The following is a 15,823-nucleotide window of genomic DNA, read 5'->3' as shown; positions in this document are numbered from 1 at the left end:
GCTGACATGTCCATGACGATTCGTCAGAGCACGCGGAGCTCCGGTGCGGACTAAAATCCCCTGTCATGTCCACCACGTGGCCGCTGGTCGAGCGCGAGCGCGAATTCCGCACGATCCTCGCTGCGCTCAGTGGGAAGACGAGCGGATGCGGAGTCGTGCTCACCGGCGATTCGGGGGTGGGCAAGACCACCCTCGCCCGGCATGCCACCGCCGAACTGCCGACCGGCGTGCGGTGGGTGGCCGGGACGGAGTCGGCGCGATCGATTCCGCTGGGGGTCTTCGCCCATCTCGTCGGACCCGCGACGTCGAGCGATCCGGTCAGCTATCTGGCGGCAGCCCGGGAGTCACTGCTCGCCGACGGTGACGTCGTCATCGGCGTCGACGATGCGCACCTGCTCGACGAGTTGTCCGCGACCCTGCTGCACCAGCTCGCGATCGATCGGGCGGTGCACATCGTGGCGACCGTCCGTAGCGGTGAAGCGGTGCCCGATGCCGTGACGTCGCTGTGGAAGGACAACCACCTCACCCGTATCACGTTGTCGCCGTTCACCAAAGAGCAGTGTGTCGAGCTGATCGAATCGGTCCTCGGCGGGCAGCTGGAGGAACATTCGGCCACCCAGATGTGGGAGGCGTCCGGTGGGAACGCACTGTTCCTGAGGCATCTCGTGGACGGTGCCCGGGAGGCGAACACGCTGCGACAGGTCAACGGGGTCTGGCAGTTGCGCGGGCGCGCCGCGATCACCTCCGAACTCGCATCGTTGCTCGAGGGACGCATCGAACAACTGGACGCCTCGGTTCTCAACGCGCTCAAGTACCTGAGCCTGTGCGAACCGCTCGACATCGACGTGCTGGCCGAACTCGCCGGCGAGGAGGCGGTCGAGGAGGCCGAGATCGCCGGACTCGTCCGCATCACGCGGGACGGTCGCCGACTGGATGTGGCCTTCCTCCATCCGTTGTTCGGTGAGGTGATCCGCCGCCGGCTCGGCCTGGTGTCGTCACGGCGTCTGCGCGGCAACCTCGTCGCGGCGCTGAGGTCGCGTCCCACCAACACCCCTGCCGAGCGGATCAGGCTCGCCGACCTCGCCATCGAGAGCGACGTCGACATCGACCTGTCGCTCGTCCGGACCGCGGCGAGTGATGCCCTGAAACTCGCGCAGACCTCGCTCGGCGAACGGTTCGCGCGGGCGGCCCTGGACGAGGGCGCCGGGGTCGACGTCGCCGAACTGCTTGCCCGCGCCCGGATGTGGCAGGGCCATCCCGACGAGGCCGAGGAGATCCTCTCGGGGTTCTCGCCGGGCGATCTCGACGAGGGAGAACTCCTGCTGTGGGGGAACCTGAGAATCGGCAACGCCTTCTGGGCGCTGGGCGACGCCGACCGCGCCGACGAGATCCTGCAGATGCTGCGCACGCGGGACATGCGGCCGGCGCTCGTCCCGATCGTCACCGGTATCGCCTCGGCATGCGCGCTGTTCGAGAACCGCATCGGTGAGGCGATCTCGCTCTCGGACAGCGTCTTCGCCGAGAAGCGGAAGCTGCCCTGGGCGATCGAATGGGCGGTGTTCGGCGGCAGTCTCGCCAGGGCGGTCGCGGGCTGCGGGAACGAGGTCGAGGCCCTCGCCGCGCACTCCCGGGAGGTGGAGGTCGATGGTCTGCTCCGATTCCCGACCGGCTTCGGCGAGATCCTCGCCCTCACGCTGACCGGTCGGCTCGACGACGCGGATGCGGCGGCCGGGCGGTTCATGACGGCCGCGCAGACCGCGCAGTACCTGGGCTGGGCGATGTCGGAGATTCTCGTTGCCGCCGTGGAGCTCTCGCGCGGTGCATGTGTCTCCGTGACCCGGCGGATGGAGCAGACCCTCGCGATCCTGGACAGCGGGAAGTTCTCCGAGTCGTGGAACTTCCCGGCTCACATCTTCCTGATCCAGGCGCTGAGTGCGCTCGGTCAGGCCGACCGTGCCGCCGAGGTCCTGGAGAAGGCCCGGGCGCGGTACGGCAAGCACGTCGCGATCTTCGGTCCGATGCTCGACATCGCCGAGGCCTGGCAGTCGGGGGCCGCCGGAACCATCTCACGAGCCGTCGCGCTGGTTCACCGGACAGCGGAAGAAGCAAGGGAGTCGGGACAATTCGCCGTCGAGGCGGAGGCACTGCACTCTGCGGCCCGGTTCGGCGATGCCGGCGTCGCCGAGCGTCTCACCGAACTCGCGGGACTGGTCGACGGTCCGCTGGCGCCGCTCTACGCCCGGCACGCAACCGCTCTCGCCGCCGGCGACGCGGTCGAACTCGACTTGTGCTCAGCCGATCTGGAGGCACTGGGCGTGCGGCTGTCGGCAGCCGACGCGGCCGCGCAGGCGAGTGTTCTGCACGACGCGGCGGGCGCACGGTCGGCGACCGTGGCCTCGGCGGCGTCGGCCAATCGACTCGCGTCGGAGTGCGGCGGACTGCGCACGCCCGCACTGATCGCCGCGGCACAACCGCTCCCGTTGACCGCGCGTGAACGCGAGATCGCGAATCTCGTTGCGGCAGGACTGTCCAACAAGGAGATCGCGCAACGGCTCACGGTCTCGGTACGCACCGTCGAGGGCCACCTCTACCGTGCGTCCACCAAACTGGACGTCACCGATCGTGAGGGCATCGCCAGGTTGTTGCTCAAGGCCGGTGATCGCGATCCAGACATGCGATCACCTCATCGTCGTCGACCTGACTGAAGTCCTCGTAGGAGAGTCCGACCGCCTCGAACGGTTCGGGCATGGTCAGCACGACGACCTCGTCGACCCCGCGGTCGATGAGCCGGCCGACCGAATCCGACGGTGCCGTGGGCACGGCCACGATCAGCCGCGACGCGCCGGCCGCGTCCAGCGCGTCGATGGCCACCGCCATCGTGGAGCCGGTGGCGAGGCCGTCGTCGACCAGCACCACGACCCGATCTTCGACCTCGACCGGCGGCCGGCCGCTGCGGTAGAGCGCTTCGCGGTCGTGCAGGATGCGGCGTTCCCGGTCGGCGGCCGCGTCGAACTGGGCGCTCGACACCCCGAGTCGCCGGGGCATGTCGTCGTTGACCACCAGATGGCCGGCGGTGAGGGCCCCCATCGCGAACTCCGCATGCCCCGGTGCCCCGATCTTGCGTACCACCAGGGCGTCGAGATCGCCGTCGACCGCATCGGCGACCTCGCGTGCCACCGGCACACCGCCGCGGGCCAGTCCGATCACCACCGGCCTCGCCGTGCGGGTGTCGGGGCGTGCCCGCAGTACCTCGGCGACCCGCTCACCCAGGGCTCGTCCCGCCGCCACCCGGTCGGAGAAGACTCGCTCAGACATGTCACGTCCTCAGATTCGTACGGCCGGGCCGACCTCGAGCGCGAAGCTCGGCAGGTCGACCAGTCCGATGGTGGCCTCGTAGGTGCGGTCGTAGCCGGTGGCGCTGATGCGCCAGCCGTCCTCGGTCCGGCGGTAGGTGTCGTCGTAGAAGGCGGCGCCGATCAGCATGAACGAGAAGTCCACGACGATCACCCGGTCTTGCAGATACCAGCGGCCGCGGGCGGTGTCGCCGGAGATCTCGATCTCCGGGTGGGCCACGCGGTGCTCGGTGATGACCGACGGCCCGACGTTGGCCTCCATGTATCCGACGAGTTCGTCCCGGGTGCCGAAGGACAGCGTCGCGCCGTAGTTGCCGGTCACGTCCGCGGTGAGCGTCGAGGCGAACGTGGTCCAGTCCTTGGTGTCGAGTGCCCGCAGGTACCGGTACTTGAGGCTCTCGATCTCGCGCACATCCTCGGCGTGGCCACTCATCTGCGCCTCGTTCCGGGCAGGACCCCGGCGCCGATCACGGCCTTGACGATCGGACGGGTCCGCTCGAGCAACTCGGCGGTCCCGGCCCACCGGGATTCACCCGCGGCGTCGGTGGTCGCCTCGATGTCGTCGTACACCGCGGCGCCCTGTGCCGTGAGGCGATGACCGTCGTCGACGCGTTCGGCGAGGCCTGCTTCGACGAGCCGGTCGACGCTGTCCTCCCAGTCCTGTTCGGAGTAGCCGCGGGTGAGCAGCACGACGCGTTTGCCCATGACCCGGCGTATCACCTCCGGATCGGGCAGCTGGGCCTCATGGAAGACGGCCGCGTCGAATCCGTTGAGTCCGTGGAGGACGAGGGCCGCGATGTGGTTGTCGCCTCGCCATTCCCGCAGGATCGCGGTCGCCTGCCACAGCCGCAGGCGCGGCGTGTCCGGGATCGGTGCCGAAGCCCACGCGGCCGTCAGGGGACGACCGCCGAGCGGCAGGCCGACGGCGAGTTCGGTGTACTCGGAGGCGAGTTCGTCGAGCAGGGCGTCGTCGGCGGAATCACCCAGGATCTCTCGCAGGGAATCGTCGAGCATCGCGTGGCGACGTTCGTGGACGCGGTCGAGACCGGCGTCGATCGCGGCGTTCCACGACTTGGCGATCAGTTCGGGGTTGAAGTTGTAGAAGGCGGCGGAGACAACCGGGGCGGCGCAGGGACCGAGTGGAGCTCCGCGGGCGCCGACGTAGAACGCGTGGCCGTCGAGACCGGTGTCCTCTTGTGCCCGGCCGAGTCCCGGGTTGAAGTAGGCGAGGACGTGGAAGGGTTCGAGGGTCTCGTAGGCGAGGCGGGCGAGCGACTCCGTCGCGGTGGGCGTCATCACCCCACCATCTCCACCGGTGGAACGGGTGTCAACCATCTGGTGGGGAGATACGTCCCGATCAGTTGCGCTGCGAGTCCCGTCTGCCGGCGGACCGGTGGTCGGACCCGGGGTCACCCGGGTGCGGCTCGACGGCCTCGGCGAGCGGGCCGGGCTCGAACGGTTCCCGGCGAAAGTCCTCTTCGAAGGCCTCTGCTTCGAACTCATCGGCATCGAAGTCGTCGGGAAGCCCGTCGGTTTCGTCCTCCGGCTCCTCGCGGCCGCGGCGCCAGCCGCCCTTCATCGGCGGGGCCTCGCCGAGGTGATCGGGGTCGACCGAGCCGTACCAGGCGACCAGCACGGCGCCGATGACCGCGCCGACGAAGCCGACGATGGCCAGCCAGCCGAGTCCCGGCTTGGCGGTGTCCTCGAGGAACACGACGCCTACGAGGCTCGGGCCGGCGGTCTCGCCGACCACCAGCACTGCGGTCACACCGTTGACCGCACCCAGTTGCAGGGCCACGGTCTGGACGTAGAAGCCGACCGCGCCCGCCGTGGCGATCGTCCATGCCGCCGGGTCGGTCAGGAGGGCGACGGGATCGAACGGTTCGACGCCGCCGAGGATGCGCACGGCGATGGCGATGATGCCGAACAGCAGACCGGCCGCGGCACCGCCGGCGATGGCGGCCGCGGCCGAACCGAGGTTGTAGACGCCGACGAGGGCGAACGCACACAGCGCGAGGGTCACGAGGAACAGGCCCCAGTGGAAGCCGATCTCTTCACCGCCGCCGGTGTGGTGCGACGACGAGACACCGAGAAGGCACAGCGACATCACGACGAGCCAGATGGCGACCCATTCGCGCGTGTGCAGCGCGATGTTGAGGATGATCGTCCCGAGGAGTGCCGTGACGACGAGGTTCGCGGACACGATGGTCTGCGACAGGAACAGCGGGAGGAACCGCGCGGCGAGCGATCCACCGGCGAAACCGATGACGACCATCGTGGTGCCGAGGATGAAGGCGGGATCGACGAAGGTGGACATCGTCGAGGAGATGGTGGGGGCACCGGTCCCGGTGGTGATGCCCTTGCCCTCCTCGGCGGCCGTCGCGGCGACCCGGCGCGCGCCGAGCGCACGGAGAACCGTCGACATCCCGTAGGCGACGGCGGCAAGGCATGCGGCGATGACACCGACCACGAACAGTTGCATGCCACCTCCAACCCGGTCCGGACGCCCGGTCTCGCCGAACATCCGGTCCGTCGTCCAACCCGATCGCGTGCCACTACGCGTCCGACCGGCCCGAAGAGACCGGTCGAGCGCAAACTAACAGGTCGAACCGACAGATCGGTACCGAATATTCCCGCGGTGTCCGAATTCCGTTCAACAGGCACGGGAACCGAGGCGTCGCGCCCGGGCACCCGGTACCCCCTACACTCTGTCGAGTGGACAGCGCCGGACGAGCTCATGTACTGATCACTTTCGGTCGGTCGTTCCTCTCCCTGGAACTCGCACGGCTCATGGCCGCGGGTGGCCACCGGGTGACGACCGTCGATTCGGTGGCCGTCGCGATCAGCAGATTCTCCAACGGGGTGAGCGACTTTCACCGTGTTCCGCCGCCGAAGTTCGAACCGCTCGCGTACTGTCGTGCGCTCGCGCGGATCGTCGAGGAGAACGACGTCGACATGGTGATCCCGGTCCACGAGGAGACCGACATCATCGCGATGCTCGCGGACTTGTTTCCGCCGCGATGCCGGCTCTTCCTCTCCGATTTCGACATCGAGAACCGGCTGCACCACAAGTACGAATTCCAGGAACTGCTCGTCGAACTCGGAACCCCGACGCGCAAGTTCGCGCGGGTCGCCGGACCAGAGGACGCCGGATCGCTCGATTTCGACAAGCCCTTCGCGCTCAAGCGGTCTTACTCGCGCGGTTCGCAGAAGGTGCACAAGGTGCAGCCCGGGGATCCGCTGACCTGGCTCGAGCACGACGAGCAGAACCCGTGGGTCGCGCAGGAGTGGATCTCGGGCGACAAGTACTGCACCTACTCGGTGTGCCACGAGGGCCGGATCTACGCGCACGCCACCTATCCGGTCGACTACGCCATCGACGGCAGTTCATGTCTGAACTTCCGGTCCGTCGACCATCCGCGCATCCAGGCGTGGGTCGCCGACATCGTCGAGCGAGTCGACTTCACCGGGCAGATCGGCTTCGACTTCATCGAGGACGGCCCTGACAAGGACCTGTTCTGCATCGAGTGCAATCCGCGCGCGACGAGTGGGATCATGATGTTCTCCCCGGGCGACGGCGTGGACCGCGCCTTCCTCGGCACCTCCGATCCCGACACCGAGATCATCACCCCCGCAACGGATGTCGACCGGATGATCGGACTCGGGATGATGCTCTACGGCTGGCGTGCCCCCTCCCGAAACGGCAGGTCCCTCCGCCAGTTCATCCGCGACTTCCGCGGGGCATCGGATGTGATCACCCGGCCCGGCGACCAGATGCCGGCGGTGATGCTCCCGTTCGCATACGCGGGCATCCTGCGCAGCTGTGCGAAGTACCGGGTCGGACTCGCCGAGGGGTTCATGCACGACCACGAGTGGGACGGTCTGCGCATCAGCCTCTGAGCCCGGTCCTCCTCGAATGTCCCCAAGATGTGGGACGCGATCGGGCACGCCGCGGCGTAGACTCAGGACCCAGCACCACCTGCGGCGATGGGTCACGTGAGCAGGTCTCGGTGCGGGGGAAATGTGCTCGAGGGGGCTCAATCATGAACAAGTCAACGATCACCCGTCGTCTGACCGTCGGTGCCGCAACGGTGGCCGCGGTGTGCACACTCGGACTCGCCGGAGTGCCGGCGGCGTCGGCTGCGCCCGCCCAGTCGCCACCGATCCAGCCGCAACAGGCCGTCGGTTCGCTGGCGATCTGCCTGGACATTCCGCTCGGCTCCTTGTCGTTCAGCGTCTGCATCTGACACACGACGATCCCGTCCCCGGGCTGTTCGGTGCCCGGGGCGTGGCAATTCCGTGCCGCTGACGCGTGGAAGCCCTGCTCGGGCAGTGCTTCCGCACGTACGATTCACCGATGACGTCGACGACGCCCGAGGTCGAAACAGGCACGGCACCGGCACGCGCGCGTGCGATTCTCATCGCGCTGATCCTCGTCGCGGGCGTGGCCAACATCAATCTCGCGGTCGCCAACGTCGCTCTGCCCGACATCGGCAAGGATCTCGACGCCAGTTCGACGCAACTGAACCTGATAGCCGTCGGGTACTCGCTGGGCCTCGCCGCATCGGTGTTGTACTTCGGTGCGCTGGGAGATCGCCACGGCCGCAAACGAATGCTCGTCTTCGGCATGGCACTGTCGATCCCGGCGTCGCTCGTGGCCGGGCTCGCGCCCACCATCGAGGTCCTCTTCGGTGCCCGCCTGGTCGGCGGTATCGCTGCGGGCCTGGCCTTCCCGACGACCCTCGCGGTGATCACCGCCCTGTGGTCGGGACCCAGGCGCACCAGGGCGATCGCCGCCTGGTCGGCATTCGGCGGGGCGATCTCGGCACTCGGCCCGTTGATGTCGGGTGCGCTGCTCGAGGTGTTCAGCTGGCACGCGGTGTTCCTGGTGACCCTGCCGCTGGCCGTTCTCGCGTTGGCGGCGGCGTGGCGGCTGGTGCCCACCGACACCGGTGACGAGGCGGCGGTCGTCGACAACCTCGGCGGTGTCGTCTCGATCGTGATGGTCGGCGCGCTGGTCCTCGCGATCAACTTCGCGCCCAACGGAGATCAGCGGCTCCAGGTCTACATCCTCGCTGTGATCGCGGTCGTCGCCGGTGCCGGATTCGTGTGGCGGCAACTGCGCGTGCGTGTTCCGCTCTTCGACCTCCGGATCGCGGCCCGACGCACCTTCTGGGTCGCCGCGGTCGGCGGGCTCATCGTCTTCGGCACGCTGATGGGCGCGATGTTCATCGGGCAGCAGTACATGCAGAACGTGCTCGACTACTCGACCCTCGCCGCCGGCGCGACGATCCTGCCCGCCGCAGGTGCGATGGTCATCGTCGCGCCGCAGTCGGCCAAACTCGTGCAGAGCATGGGATCGCGGTTCACCCTGCTGTCCGGTTACGCCTTCATCGTGGCCGGGCTCGTGTTCGCGATGCTGACCTGGGACTCCCACGCCCACTTCTGGCACGTCGGCCTGGTCTACGTCCTCGTGGGTGTCGGTGTGGGACTGGCCGGGACCCCGGCCTCGCAATCTCTCACCGGATCGGTTCCCGTCCAGCGGGCGGGTATGGCGTCGAGCATGTCGGATCTGCAGCGCGACCTCGGCGGGGCCATCCTGCAGTCGACACTCGGTGCCATCCTGACCGCCGGCTACGCGAACCAGCTGCGGGAGACCATCGCGGCGTCGCCGCAGGCCGACCAGATCACCGAGCAGACCGAAATCGCACTCACCAAGTCCTTCTCCAGCGCCGAGGTGCTTGCCGAACGCTATCCGCAGTACGCCGACCAGATCATCGGCGCCGCCCGGGACGCCTTCGTGCACGGAGACAACCGCGCCTACGGCGCCGCCGCGGCCATCGTGCTGGCGGGCGCCACGATCGTGTTCTTCTTCTACCCGAAGCACGACGGCGAGCGCGCGGCGATGGCGGAGTATGCGAAGCAGCGAAGTCTGTGAGCCGTCATCCGGAAAGTCTTCGGAAAGTGGCAACGCCCGTGTTCTCATTACTCCATGGAATCGATCCCGTCTGATCTGGTGAATGCCGACCTCGCGGTGCAGCGCTATGGCGAGGCCGGGCGGGTCTGGCTCGACCAGATGTGGCTCGCCGATCCCCTCGCCGAGGCGGTCGCGGCCGACTCGCACCCGGGCGGGTCGACGACCTCCGTGCTGCGGAACGCACTCGCCCACGGGATCTCCTCGCTCGACGAGTCCACCGATTCCATGCGCGCGCTGTTCGCCTTCCTCGACGACGAGCCGGCCTGGGCCGACCACGATCGGATGGCCCGGGCCGCGGATGCGCTCATCGTCAACACCGCACCGCTCGGCATCGTGCTGGGTGCGGCATCACTGGTACGCGGAGCGGGGAACACCATCGCCGCCAAGCCGCTCGCGATCACCGGGCGCTACGTGTCGCAGCCGGCGATGCGGTCGGTGGAGGTCGGGGAGTGGCTCAGCCAGGTCATCACGCCGGGCGGGATGCGCCGCGACGGAGACGGTTTCGCGTACACCGTGCGGGTCCGAATGATCCACGCGCATGTGCGGCAGATGCTGTGGAAGCGGGGCGACTGGGACGAAAAGGCCTGGGGTGTACCGATTCCACAGCCGTACATGGCCTTCACGATCGCCGAGTTCGGGCATATCGCGATCGACGCCATGCACACCCTCGGGGTCCGGTTCACCGATCGGGAACTCGAGGACATCTACCATCTCTGGCGTTACGTCGGGCATGTCGTCGGCATGAGTCCAGAACTGAATCCGAGCTGCGAGGCCGATCATGTCCGCATCGAGGAGCTGTATCGCCTGACGTCGCCGGGACCCGGACCCGATGATCACGACTTCGTGGTCGCGCTCACCGAGGACTATCTCGTCCCGGAACTCGCCAACGTGCTCCCCGGCCCGCGTGTCCTGCGAAACCGGTTGGCCACCACCGTCATGTACGGGTTGCAGCGGGTGTTCATCGGCGACCACGACGCGGACGCCCTGGGTATCCCGGACGGGACGATCAAGCACGTTCTCGGTCGGGTCGGTCCGGCCCTCGCATTGGCCGGCTCGGCACAGCGCCGGGGCGGCGCACGGCGAGCCCGTGCGCGGATCGAGAAGGCCTATCGCGTGCGCGATGCGGAGATGGCCCGGATGCGCGCCGACTACCGGGTCGGTCACGGCCTGGTCGACGCGGCGACGAACTCCGCATCGTCGGGCCAGCCGCCGATGGCCGAACCGGCGACTCAGCCGCCGAATTCGCCTGCGGCGGTGACATCCTCGGTCAGGCAGTAACCGATCGACGCCGGCTGCGTGAAGGTCCACCTCGTCTGATCCCCGGGGCAGGTGATCGATCCGTCGCCACGGCTGACCGTCTTGGCGATGATCGTGTTCGCCACCGGCGAGGTGCTGCATCCGACCTCGCGGTAGTCGGCGAGGTCTCCGCCGTTGAGTGGGATCTGATAGCAGGTGTCAGTCGCGAAATTCGGTGTCATGCAGAGCTTCTCGTCACCTCCGCTGAAGGTGAGGCTCGAGGTGTAGTCGGCGGTGCATTCCGCACCGGAACTCACCTTGTCGGCGGCGTAGAATGTCAGCCCCTCGGTGCCCTCGCAGTCCTCTTTGGTGGCGGCCACCTTGCCGTCGCCTTCCTCCTCACCGATCTGCAGGCACTCGCCGACATCGATGTCGGAGGCCTCCTCGACCGTCTGGGTGCCGACGCTGAAGCTGCACGCCGCAAGGGCACTGAAGCCCAGGCAGGCCACGATGACGGTGGCGCGGCGACCGATCTGCCACAGCGGCCGGCGCGGGCCGGGAAGCGGGCCGATCTCCTCGGTCTCGAGCTGATCGGTGTCGGACTGGATGTTCTGCGGACGCGACATGGTGTTCCTCTCCTGGGCGGCCGTGGTCCGGGGTACCGGGGCGGTTCGACCGCGGGGGTTCGTGTGACAGGAGAAAGAATCGCCGGACCCGCTTGCGGGAAACTTGGGGTCGACTTGTCCGGGTCTTGGATACGGGCCCGGGACCGGCCGCCGATCGTGCGGGCGACGCCGGGTGATCCGGCTGTCAGCGCTGTTCGAGGGACGCGTCGAGCGCTTGGAGTTGTTCCGGCCGGACGTCCCGGAGTACGGCCATGGTGGCGGTGACCGCGAGGTCACACGCCTCGTCGATGCCGGCGCCGTCGACGATGAGCGCACGGTGCGCGACGTCGAGGCTCATGCCCAGCAGCAGGGACGCGAGCGTGTCCGCGCTTGCCGCGATGTCGGCGCCTTGTTCGGCGTAGTTCTTTCGGAGCCGGGCGGAGATACGCGGTTCGAGCGCCGCGTACAAGCGCCGGTTGCCGCCTCCGCCCTCACTGCGTCCCATCAGCACGCGGAGGCCCGCGGGGTGATTGCGGGCGTAATCGAACAGGCACCGCACCGAATGGCGGGCACGCGCCCCGTAGGGCATGTCCTCGCTCTCGTCGTAGACGCGGAACATGAACGAGGTGAAGATGTCGAGTTCGCGGGCGATGACGCGTGAGACGAGCTCGTCGCGGGACCCGAAATGGGCGTAGAGGGTCACCCGCGTGGTGCTGCCGCGTTCAGCGATCGAGGTCATGGTCGCGCGGTCGGCGCCCACCTCGGCGATCACCTCGCAGGCGGCGTCCAGCAACTCCTCGTCGGTCGGGCGGTTGCGGGTGCTGCGCGCCGGGCGGTCACGCCCGACGCGCCGGCGAGCGGACCCGTCGGTCCCGTTCGCGTTCCGATCGTCGGTGTTCTGATCGTCGGCGATGACCACGTCGTCCCCGGATTCGTCGGTGGTGTCGTTCGTCGCGACCGGTCTCAGGAGGCCTGTTCTTCGATGGTGCGGCCGAAGTACGCGGCCTCCACCTTGTCTCGTCTGCTGCGCAGTTCGGCGGCGCTCGCCGACAGGGCCACCCGGCCGTGATGCAGGACTATCGCCGAGTCGGCGATCCCGAGCGCGAGGTCGATGTGCTGTTCGACGAGGACCACCGCCATCTGGTGTTCGTCGGCGAACGAGCGGAGCCGCGGAAGCAGATCCTGCACGGCCACCGGCGACAGGCCGAGACTCATCTCGTCGATGAGCAGCACCCGCGGACGCGCGAGCAGGGCCTTGGCGAGGGCGAGCATCTGCTGCTCACCGCCGGAGAGGTTGCCGCAGTGCCGCGAACGCATGGTCTTCAGTTTCGGGAAGTACTCGAAGACGGTGTCGAGGTCGGTGCCGTTCTTGCATTTGGCGAGCCGCAGGTTGTCCGAGACCGACAGCTTGTGGAAGAGACCGCGGGTGTCGGGGACCAGGGTCACGCCACGGCGTGCGTTGCGTTCGATGTGGTGGTCGATCGGCTCGCCCAGCGCGGTGACGGAGCCCGACATCAGCGGCAGTGCGCCGACGGCGGCGAGCAGGGTCGTCGTCTTGCCGGCACCGTTGGGCCCGAGCAGGGCGAGGATCTCCCCGGGGCGGACCGAGGCACTCAGACCGCGTACCGCCGGCACACCGCCGTACCCGACGGTGATGTCGTCGAGTTCGAGGACCGGCTTTTCGGCGGAGGTGTCGGTGCTCATCGGTTCTCCTCGGGCGCGTCGGTGAGGGAGGGTTGGGTGCCGGTCGCGGGGTCGGATGGGGCACCGGACGAATCCGCCGCGTCGAGTTCGGCGACGACATCCGGGTCGACCTCCGGGCTTCCCAGGTAGGCGGAGATCACCGCCGGGTCGTCCTGGATGGCGGCGGGTGTGCCGCTGGCGATGACCTTCCCGAAGTCGAGCACGTAGAGGCGGTCGCAGACGTCGAGGACCAGCGACATGTCGTGGTCGATGAGCAGGATGCCGATGCCGGTGGCGGCGATGCGCCGCAGTTCGGCGCCGAAGTCACGGCTCTCGTGGGTGTCGAGGCCCGCGGCGGGCTCGTCGAGCAGGACGAGCCTTGTCCCGCCGACCAGCGCCCGGGCGACGCCCACCAACTTCTGTTGTCCCAGCGTGAGTTCGCCGGGCAGCTGATCGGCGGCGTCGCGCAGGCCGACCAGGTCGAGTGCCCGATCGAGGGTCTCGGCGGGCGGCCGCGAACCGTTGACGACGTCGGACAGCATCGCGCGCAGACCGACGGGCTGGACGGCGACGGCCAGGTTCTGGGAGACGGTGAGGTCGGTGAACAGCTCACCGGCCTGCCACGTGCGTGCCATACCCGCTCGCCGCCGACGGTGCGGCGACGCCTTCTCCAGGCGTTCACCGGCGAGTGAGACCGTGCCGGTCGACTTGGTGAACCCGGTGACGGCGTCGACGAAGGTGGTCTTGCCCGCGCCGTTGGGGCCGATCAATCCGACGATCTCGCCGGCGCCGACGGTGATGTCGACATCGGAATTGGCGCTGACGCCGCCATATCGGACGGAGAGCCCGCCGGTTCGGAGCAGCGCGGTCCCGTCCAGGACGGCGGTATCGGATGCGGTGGACTCAGACATGGACACCTGCCTGTGTGCTCTGCGCCGCGCCGGGCGCCTCGGGTTTGGGGTCTGGTTTCCGGTGCCGCAGGGCCCGGATCTTGTCACCGAGTTCCGACGCCGCGCCGGCCACGCCGACGGGGTTGAGCACGGCCATCAGCAGGAGGCTGCCGGCGGCGATGAGTTCGTAGTACTCACCGAGACTGAGGGTCTGGGTGAGGAACACATAGCCGACGCCGAGCGGACCGATGATGCCGGCGATGACGGCGCCGGCGAACGAGGTGATGCCGCCGACGTAGGTCATCGCGAGCAGGGTCAGGCCGATCATGACGGTGAACGAACCGGCCGAGAGCTGGCCGCGGCTGTAGCCGATGAGACAGCCGCCGATGCCGGCGAGGAAGGCCGACAGGGCGAAGCCGAGGAGTTTGGTTGCGGCGACGTTGATCCCGACCGACGCCGCGGCGCGCTCGTTGGAACGGACCGCGAGGAACGCGCGGCCGGTCGAGCCGCCCATGAACCGCAGGACGACGAGGGTGGCGAGCGCGACGACGACGAGGACCATCAGCGCGAACCGAAGGGTGACGAGATTGGTGCCGTCGCGTACACCGAGGTCGATGCCGAAGATCGTCGGGTCGGCGATCATGTTGCCCTCGAATGCCGTGATGGCGGGGTTGTTGAACACGAAACTCTGGATCGCCAGTGCCGCTGCCAGGGTCACCACCGCGAGCTGCGCGCCGCGGATGCGGAGGGCCGGGACGCCGACCAACACGCCGAGACCGGTCGCGATGAGTGCCGCGAACAGCATGCTGAACGGGAACGGCACGTTCCAGTTGGTGGTCAGCTTCGACAGGGCGAATCCGGCGGCTCCGGCAAAGGCCATGGACGCCAACGAGATCTGGCCCAGGTAGCCGGTCAGCAGAACCAGCGACAGGGCGATGAGCGAGAGGATCACCGAGGTGACCACGCCGAACCGCCAGGTGCCGGAGGTGAGCAGGATCGCGATGACGACGGCTGCGATGATCGCGACGGTCGGGATGATCCGGATGCGCGGGATGCGCACCGCCGGCATGCGTACCTCGCCGAGCGATCCGCGCGACGGGATACGGCCGCCGAGGAGGAACAGTGCGACGACGACGATGACGAAGGGCACGGCGTCGCCGAGCCCGGACTGCGCCCATTCCGGCCACCAGCTCTTGGTGGCGAGCCAGGAGATGACCGACTGGAAGGCCCCGAGCACAAGGCCTGCGGCGCAAGCGATCCCGAAGGACGTCAGCCGCCCGACCAGGGCGACGGCGAGCGCGGGGATGACGAAGAACGTGTAGCTCGTGACGGTCAGCCCGATGGTGAACGAGGCGAGCACGACGATCAGACCCGTTGCCACGCCGGTGATCGCCCACACGATGGCGGCGAGACGGTCGGGGGAGTAGCCGGACAGGCGGGCGGCGAGTTCGTCCTCGGACCCGGCGCGCGTCGCGACACCGAGGGTGGTGAGCCGGAAGTAGGCCCACAGCAGCAGGGACACCGCGATGGCGACGCCGGCGAGGATCAGATCGGAGACGTTGACGACGGCACCGCCGATCTCGACGGTGGTTTCCGGCAGGATCGACTGGGCGAAGAGGTTTTCCGTGTCGAAGCGCAACTGGACGAGGGCCTGCAGGAACAACATGAGACCGACCGACGCGACCACCTGCGCCAGCACGGGCGCGTGTCGCAGGGGCCGGAAGACGAGGACATGTGCCAGCAACGCCCAGACCACGGCACTGACCACACCGAGGATCAGTGCCAGTTCCATCGACGTGGGGTTGTCCTCACTGCCGAGACTCACGGTGCCGATGGGCAGGACGAGGCTGCCGTCCGTGCGTAACGCCGCGACGAGATAGACCGAGTAGAGGCCGATGGCGCCCTGGGCGAAGTTGATGATGCCGGTGGCGGCATAGATGCCGACCAGGGATGACGCGAGTACCGAATAGATGGCACCGGCGGCTAGCCCGAGGAAGGCGAACTGGAGGAACTGGCCCATGTGGCGTACTCATTCGTTCGGCGCGTGTGCATCTCACGCGGTCGGATGGCGCGGACGGG

The 15,823-nt window shown here is 68.3% G+C and carries 14 protein-coding genes; 5 read left to right on the top strand and 9 right to left on the bottom strand.

Annotation, left to right across the window (positions count from 1 at the left end; all coding sequences use genetic code 11):
- The first annotated feature begins 65 nt into the window (after positions 1 to 65).
- Complete coding sequence (locus GOAMI_RS11705; protein WP_006436717.1) at positions 66 to 2,705, top strand: LuxR C-terminal-related transcriptional regulator; 2,640 nt, start codon at positions 66 to 68, stop codon at positions 2,703 to 2,705.
- Here the strand turns inward: GOAMI_RS11705 and GOAMI_RS11700 are convergent.
- The 4 genes from GOAMI_RS11700 to GOAMI_RS11685 form a co-directional block, all read right to left on the bottom strand.
- On the bottom strand, positions 2,647 to 3,315 hold the full coding sequence (locus tag GOAMI_RS11700) for a phosphoribosyltransferase (RefSeq protein WP_006436716.1): 669 nt from the start codon (positions 3,313 to 3,315) through the stop codon (positions 2,647 to 2,649). The two genes, GOAMI_RS11705 and GOAMI_RS11700, sit on opposite strands and share 59 nt — an antisense overlap.
- A 9-nt stretch (positions 3,316 to 3,324) precedes the next feature.
- Entirely contained in the window at positions 3,325 to 3,786 is a 462-nt protein-coding gene (locus tag GOAMI_RS11695) for a nuclear transport factor 2 family protein (RefSeq protein WP_006436715.1), read from the bottom strand.
- Complete coding sequence (locus GOAMI_RS11690; RefSeq protein ID WP_006436714.1) at positions 3,783 to 4,649, bottom strand: SCO6745 family protein; 867 nt, start codon at positions 4,647 to 4,649, stop codon at positions 3,783 to 3,785. The genes GOAMI_RS11695 and GOAMI_RS11690 overlap by 4 nt, the downstream gene beginning before the upstream one ends.
- Before the next feature lie 61 nt (positions 4,650 to 4,710).
- Entirely contained in the window at positions 4,711 to 5,835 is a 1,125-nt protein-coding gene (locus tag GOAMI_RS11685) for a DMT family transporter (protein ID WP_006436713.1), read from the bottom strand.
- A 233-nt stretch (positions 5,836 to 6,068) separates the two neighbouring features.
- Here GOAMI_RS11685 and GOAMI_RS11680 point away from each other — a divergent pair, with 233 nt between their 5' ends.
- From GOAMI_RS11680 to GOAMI_RS11665, 4 genes are all read left to right on the top strand, one after another.
- A complete protein-coding gene (locus GOAMI_RS11680) occupies positions 6,069 to 7,253 on the top strand; it encodes an ATP-grasp domain-containing protein (protein ID WP_006436712.1) in 1,185 nt (394 codons plus the stop codon).
- Positions 7,254 to 7,396: 143 nt separating this feature from the next.
- A complete protein-coding gene (locus tag GOAMI_RS11675) occupies positions 7,397 to 7,600 on the top strand; it encodes a hypothetical protein (RefSeq protein ID WP_006436711.1) in 204 nt (67 codons plus the stop codon).
- A 110-nt stretch (positions 7,601 to 7,710) separates the two neighbouring features.
- Positions 7,711 to 9,291 carry an MFS transporter gene (locus tag GOAMI_RS11670; RefSeq protein ID WP_040004793.1) on the top strand — a complete coding sequence of 527 codons (1,581 nt, stop codon included), beginning with the start codon at positions 7,711 to 7,713 and terminating at the stop codon, positions 9,289 to 9,291.
- 54 nt (positions 9,292 to 9,345) lie between these two features.
- Positions 9,346 to 10,608, top strand: coding sequence for an oxygenase MpaB family protein (locus GOAMI_RS11665; protein WP_006436709.1), 1,263 nt, complete (start codon positions 9,346 to 9,348; stop codon positions 10,606 to 10,608).
- Here GOAMI_RS11665 and GOAMI_RS11660 read toward each other — a convergent pair.
- The 5 genes from GOAMI_RS11660 to GOAMI_RS11640 form a co-directional block, all read right to left on the bottom strand.
- The gene (locus GOAMI_RS11660) at positions 10,560 to 11,192 is read right to left on the bottom strand and encodes a hypothetical protein (RefSeq protein ID WP_006436708.1); all 633 of its coding nucleotides are present in this window, start codon (positions 11,190 to 11,192) and stop codon (positions 10,560 to 10,562) included. The two genes, GOAMI_RS11665 and GOAMI_RS11660, sit on opposite strands and share 49 nt — an antisense overlap.
- 184 nt (positions 11,193 to 11,376) lie before the next feature.
- A complete protein-coding gene (locus GOAMI_RS11655; protein WP_006436707.1) occupies positions 11,377 to 12,090 on the bottom strand; it encodes a TetR/AcrR family transcriptional regulator in 714 nt (237 codons plus the stop codon).
- Positions 12,091 to 12,134: 44 nt separating this feature from the next.
- Positions 12,135 to 12,875 (bottom strand): ABC transporter ATP-binding protein, encoded by a 741-nt coding sequence (locus tag GOAMI_RS11650; RefSeq protein ID WP_006436706.1) that lies wholly within the window; start codon positions 12,873 to 12,875, stop codon positions 12,135 to 12,137.
- On the bottom strand, positions 12,872 to 13,765 hold the full coding sequence (locus GOAMI_RS11645) for an ABC transporter ATP-binding protein (RefSeq protein WP_006436705.1): 894 nt from the start codon (positions 13,763 to 13,765) through the stop codon (positions 12,872 to 12,874). Before GOAMI_RS11645 ends, GOAMI_RS11650 begins: the two co-directional genes overlap by 4 nt.
- Positions 13,758 to 15,764, bottom strand: a complete 2,007-nt coding sequence (locus GOAMI_RS11640; protein ID WP_006436704.1) for an ABC transporter permease — start codon at positions 15,762 to 15,764, stop codon at positions 13,758 to 13,760. The genes GOAMI_RS11645 and GOAMI_RS11640 overlap by 8 nt, the downstream gene beginning before the upstream one ends.
- Between the last annotated feature and the right edge of the window lie 59 nt (positions 15,765 to 15,823).

Source organism: Gordonia amicalis NBRC 100051 = JCM 11271 (assembly GCF_000332995.1).
GTDB classification, from domain to species: domain Bacteria; phylum Actinomycetota; class Actinomycetes; order Mycobacteriales; family Mycobacteriaceae; genus Gordonia; species Gordonia amicalis.
The sequence above is the reverse complement of the archived record's forward strand: the minus strand, read 5'-3'. Positions and strand labels throughout refer to the sequence as shown.